This window comes from Okeania sp. SIO2F4, assembly GCF_010672385.1.
GTDB lineage: Bacteria > Cyanobacteriota > Cyanobacteriia > Cyanobacteriales > Microcoleaceae > Trichodesmium.
On record NZ_JAAHGT010000659.1, the window covers coordinates 1,159 to 5,573 of the forward strand.

At 37.8% G+C, this 4,415-nt stretch carries 6 protein-coding genes and 3 pseudogenes; 8 read left to right on the plus strand and 1 reads right to left on the minus strand.

The genetic code is table 11. The features are described from left to right. Positions 1–139: 139 nt before the first annotated feature. From gifA (F6K22_RS29810) to argJ, 8 genes and pseudogenes are all read left to right on the plus strand, one after another. Positions 140–334 (plus strand): glutamine synthetase inactivation factor IF7A, encoded by a 195-nt coding sequence (gifA, locus tag F6K22_RS29810; protein ID WP_293106524.1) that lies wholly within the window; start codon positions 140–142, stop codon positions 332–334. Positions 335–371: 37 nt separating this feature from the next. Further along, positions 372–566, plus strand: coding sequence for a glutamine synthetase inactivation factor IF7A (gene gifA, locus F6K22_RS29815; protein WP_293106524.1), 195 nt, complete (start codon positions 372–374; stop codon positions 564–566). 194 nt (positions 567–760) lie between these two features. Continuing rightward, positions 761–1,006, plus strand: a complete 246-nt coding sequence (locus F6K22_RS29820) for a methyltransferase family protein (RefSeq protein ID WP_293106527.1) — start codon at positions 761–763, stop codon at positions 1,004–1,006. Next, a pseudogene (locus tag F6K22_RS29825) lies at positions 982–1,248 on the plus strand (helix-turn-helix domain-containing protein); the annotation flags it as partial. The gene F6K22_RS29820 and the pseudogene F6K22_RS29825, both read left to right, overlap by 25 nt. Positions 1,249–1,254: 6 nt before the next feature. Beyond that, complete coding sequence (locus F6K22_RS29830) at positions 1,255–1,509, plus strand: transposase family protein (RefSeq protein ID WP_293106530.1); 255 nt, start codon at positions 1,255–1,257, stop codon at positions 1,507–1,509. Positions 1,510–1,555: 46 nt separating this feature from the next. Further along, positions 1,556–1,729, plus strand: a pseudogene (locus F6K22_RS29835) (transposase family protein); the annotation flags it as partial. Positions 1,730–1,887: 158 nt separating this feature from the next. Next, positions 1,888–2,579: pseudogene (locus F6K22_RS29840) on the plus strand (RNA-guided endonuclease InsQ/TnpB family protein); the annotation flags it as partial. A 211-nt stretch (positions 2,580–2,790) separates the two neighbouring features. Beyond that, positions 2,791–4,032 carry a bifunctional ornithine acetyltransferase/N-acetylglutamate synthase gene (gene argJ, locus F6K22_RS29845; RefSeq protein ID WP_293106518.1) on the plus strand — a complete coding sequence of 414 codons (1,242 nt, stop codon included), beginning with the start codon at positions 2,791–2,793 and terminating at the stop codon, positions 4,030–4,032. A gap of 183 nt (positions 4,033–4,215) precedes the next feature. Here argJ and F6K22_RS29850 read toward each other — a convergent pair. After that, a partial coding sequence (locus F6K22_RS29850; RefSeq protein ID WP_293106521.1) for a hypothetical protein occupies positions 4,216–4,415 on the minus strand: 200 nt, incomplete at its 5' end.

A 4,415-nucleotide genomic window follows, 5' to 3' on the forward strand; every position in this document is an offset into this window, starting at 1 on the left:
GAAGTAGGTGTAGAAGCAGATGATTACTGGGGAAATATTCAAGGAAAACCCCATCCTAGTTTTGTTACTACTTATGATCGTAGTCATGCTTCTATGAGTTAGAGTATTATCAAACGTCAGCAACAGGAGAATGAAAAATATGTATGTAGAAAATCAAGCACGCTCTTTAATGATCCGTCATCATAACCTAGTGAAAAATCGTCAACAGTCAATGCTGAACCGCACTGCAACAGAAGTAGGTGTAGAAGCAGATGATTACTGGGGAAATATTCAAGGAAAACCCCATCCTAGTTTTGTTACTACTTATGATCGTAGTCATGCTTCTATGAGTTAGAGTATTATCAAACGTCAGCAACAGGAGAATGAAAAATATGTATGTAGAAAATCAAGCACGCTCTTTAATGATCCGTCATCATAACCTAGTGAAAAATCGTCAACAGTCAATGCTGAACCGCACTGCAACAGAAGTAGGTGTAGAAGCAGATGATTACTGGGGAAATATTCAAGGAAAACCCCATCCTAGTTTTGTTACGACTTATGACCGTAGTCATGCTTCCATGAGTTAGAAATATTTTCTGAATAACTGAATAATGTTTTTGACTCAAGAGTCGCGACTTTTTACCTCCTGTAAAATGTTGCGACTAATTTTTTTTAAGATTATAGTTACAATTCAATTTGTATCTTTTGCTATATACTGATGATTCCATCAAATTATCCAACCAACTTGAACCAAGTTCCATCTCCAACAACTCTACTAGGCATGATTAGAAGCTACCAAATTTCACAGTGTATTTATATAGTAGCTAAACTTAAAATTGCCGATCTGCTTAAAGATGGAGAACAACATAGTGATACTTTGGCAATTGCAACGAATACCAACAAAGATGCTATTTATAGATTGTTACGTACTCTAGCAAGTTTTGGGATTTTTGCTGAAACTAAACCCCATTATTTTTGTCTGACTCGACTAGCAACATACCAGGAGGAGGAAGAAAAAAACTTTTAAAAAAATCGTCAGAAATCATATTGACTTTATATTATTTACATCATGTACCGACATTTCAAATGCTAGGAATAAACTTTGGGGTTAGTGAATCAACTGCAAATAATATCTTTCATTATTGGATAGATATATTACAAGAATTATTACCAGCTAGTTTGTTAGAAGAATTCCGTGGGAAAGAAGATGAGTATTTATGGATACAAGAAATTTTAATAGAACAAGAATTAATTGTAGATAGTACATAACAGAGTATTTATAGGGCGAATGACGATGATAAACAGAAAAAATATTACTCTGGAAAAAAGAAAAATAATACATTAAAAAACCAAATAATAACTACAGAAAAAGGAACAGAAATAGTAGATGTGATAGTTGGAGAAAGAGGGCTAGAAAGCGATGTTAATTTACTTATAAAACAGCCAAAAAAATTGATAAAAAACAAAAAAATTAGGGAGACAAAGGATATCAAGGAACCGAGAGAACTACGATACCGAAAAAAAGCCTAGAAAACAAGAATTACCGCTAGAAATTAAATAAGATAACAAGAAAAAATCTCAAAAAAGAATATTTATGGAACATGTAATTAGGTTGATAAAAATATTTGGAGTAGCCAGAGAAAGATTCAGATTAAAAGATAGTAACTATCAAAAAGTAATTCTAATAATATGTGGTTTAGTCAGACTAATAATAGGAACATTTATTTTAGTAAAAAATCTCAATATTTGAATTAATAAAAAGAAAAAAAGATCCAATAAAACATTGAGTTATTAACAAGAAGTACCTCAAAGACTGATAATGGTGTACAACATACTAAAAATGGTTGGCAATTATAAAGAAGCTGGAGTCAAGCAACAGAAAGACTTTGGCAATTTTTGGAGATGTCTATTGGTGTAGATATTGGCATAAATACTTTAGCAACCTGTTCTGATGGCAGCAAATTTGCTAATGTCAAAGCCTACAAGCAAGCAAAAAAACGATTAGTTCGTCATCAACGTGCAGTCAGTAAAAAAGTTATTGGCTCCAAAAACAGACTCAAAGCAGTAAAAAAACTAGCCAAACTCCACAAAAAAGCGGATGCGAGCCCGCGCCGTAAGACGGCGCAAGGGAACGCGCACCAAGCAGTAGCCGATATCAGAGCAGATGCACTACATAAACTCACTTCATGGTTAGCTAAAAACCACAGCACCATAGTAATTGAGGACTTGAATGTAAGTGGAATGCTCAAAAAGCGGTGCGACCCCGCGCCGCCGACAGCTCGCTTGCGGAACGCGCACTCCTGTGAGGGAATGCTGACCAAGAGAGGGAATGCACACCAAGAGACCATAAACTAGCAAGTGCCATAGCAGACTGTGGTTTTTATGAATTTAAACGTCAAATTACATACAAATGTGAATGGTACGGCAGTGAATTAGTCATGGCAGATAGATTTTATCCAAGTTCTCAAATATGTTCAAACTGTGGGCATCAACAGAAAATGCCGTTGCACTTGAGAACTTATGAGTGTAGTGAATGCGGTTTTCAGGCTGACAGAGATTTTAATGCAGCAGTCAACCTGAAAAACTATGTGTATCAGTAGCTTGAGTTTCAAGCAAATTTAAGCCTGTTCTTATGGAATATCTCAAACAAGGAAATATCAATAATAATTTGAGATATCCATCAAAGGAAGTTGCGACTGATTTTTTGATCTTCAAATGAAAATATAGATTTTTGATGAAGTTTAATCTGTAATACCCCCTCAGTAATTTATAATTTTCAGTCAGCACAATTATCAAATAAAGGAAAGCAAAATGTCAGACTGGCAAGTCATTGATGGTGGGATAACAGCTCCCAAAGGATATCGAGCAACAGGAGTTACTGCGGGGTTAAAACCCTCCGGGGCACCAGACTTGGCCTTGATTTTGTCAGATGTAGACTCGATAGCTGCTGGAGTCTTCACAACAACTCAAGTAAGGGCAGCTTGTGTAGATTATTGTCGCCAACGTTTAGAGGATAAACCAAGTACTAAGGCAATCTTATGTAATGCTGGACAAGCAAATGCTGCCACTGGAGATTTAGGTTGGCAAGATGCTTTGGAAAGTGCGGAAGCATTGGGTAAAGCGCTCAACATTTCCCCAGAGTCAATTTTACTAGCTTCCACTGGAGTAATTGGTCAACGAATTAAAATGGATGCTCTCAAAGCAGCTATTCCCCAGTTAGTTTCTACAGTTTCCCCAGAAGGTGGGGAAGCAGCAGCAAAAGCTATTGTCACCACAGATTTAGTTACAAAATCAATCGCTTTAGAAACACTGATGGGCGATCGCCCGGTTCGTATTGGTGGTATTGCTAAAGGTTCTGGAATGATTCATCCGAATATGGCAACGATGCTATCATTTGTTACTTGTGATGCAGTAGTTTCTCCTCCATTATGGCAAGAGATGTTAACTAGAGCAGTTAATCGCAGTTTCAATCAAATTACTGTTGATGGAGATACCAGTACCAATGATACAGTTATTGCTCTGGCAAATGGTCAGTCTCGCACATCTGCTATTACTAATATGGGAGCAGACGCACAAAAGTTGGAGGCAATGTTGACAGAAGTTTGTGTATATTTAGCAAAAGCGATCGCCCGTGATGGGGAAGGGGCAACTTGTTTAATAGAAGTTCAAGTTACTGGAACACCTGATGAAGCATCTGCGAATAAAATTGCCAAAACTATTGCCGGGTCATCTCTTGTCAAATCAGCTATTTTTGGTCGCGACCCTAACTGGGGAAGAATAGCAGCAGCAGCAGGTCGCGCTGGAGTGAAGTTTGAGCAGGAACAGTTACAGGTAAAGTTGGGAGACTTTTTGCTCATGGAGAATGGTCAACCTTTAGATTTTGACCGCCCTGCTGCTAGCAATTATTTGAAGCATAGGGCAGCAGGAGAATATCTCAAGGATGATACTGTGGTAATCTCTGTCAAGGTTGGAAATGGTATTGGTAGTGGGAAGGCTTGGGGATGCGACCTGAGTTATGACTATGTAAAAATTAACGCTGAATATACGACCTGATGTAGAAGCAATTTGGGATCTATTTAAACACAAAGGAGGGAGATGGGGAGTATATTTCAACCTTTTTCCTGTATTGCCTATCTCCACCTCCTGAGTCTTGAGTCGATCCTTGTGACTCCTGCTAAAAAATTTATGCTAAATCCCAAAAAGTTTGCTATATATCCTTGTCATCGGGAGATGATATCAAATCCGGTAGCATCGGTATAATAAAATTAAACCTGATAAATTAAGGGATAAACAGTAAAAGTTGGGCGATCGCCATACTGAGATTGTTAAAACTACAACCACACAAAAGTATTGAAGAGTTAGACAGGACTTAGGCAGGACCCCCATATCTGGTAGCTGTCCCCACAGATAGTGTATTGCCTCAGAGTGGGGGTAAG

Bases quoted from the DNA above. Each gene is read 5' to 3' on its own strand.
- gifA (WP_293106524.1), top strand. From the start codon at position 372: ATGTATGTAGAAAATCAAGCACGCTCTTTAATGATCCGTCATCATAAC.
- F6K22_RS29820 (WP_293106527.1), top strand. From the start codon at position 761: ATGATTAGAAGCTACCAAATTTCACAGTGTATTTATATAGTAGCTAAA.
- argJ (WP_293106518.1), top strand. From the start codon at position 2,791: ATGTCAGACTGGCAAGTCATTGATGGTGGGATAACAGCTCCCAAAGGA.
- gifA (WP_293106524.1), top strand. From the start codon at position 140: ATGTATGTAGAAAATCAAGCACGCTCTTTAATGATCCGTCATCATAAC.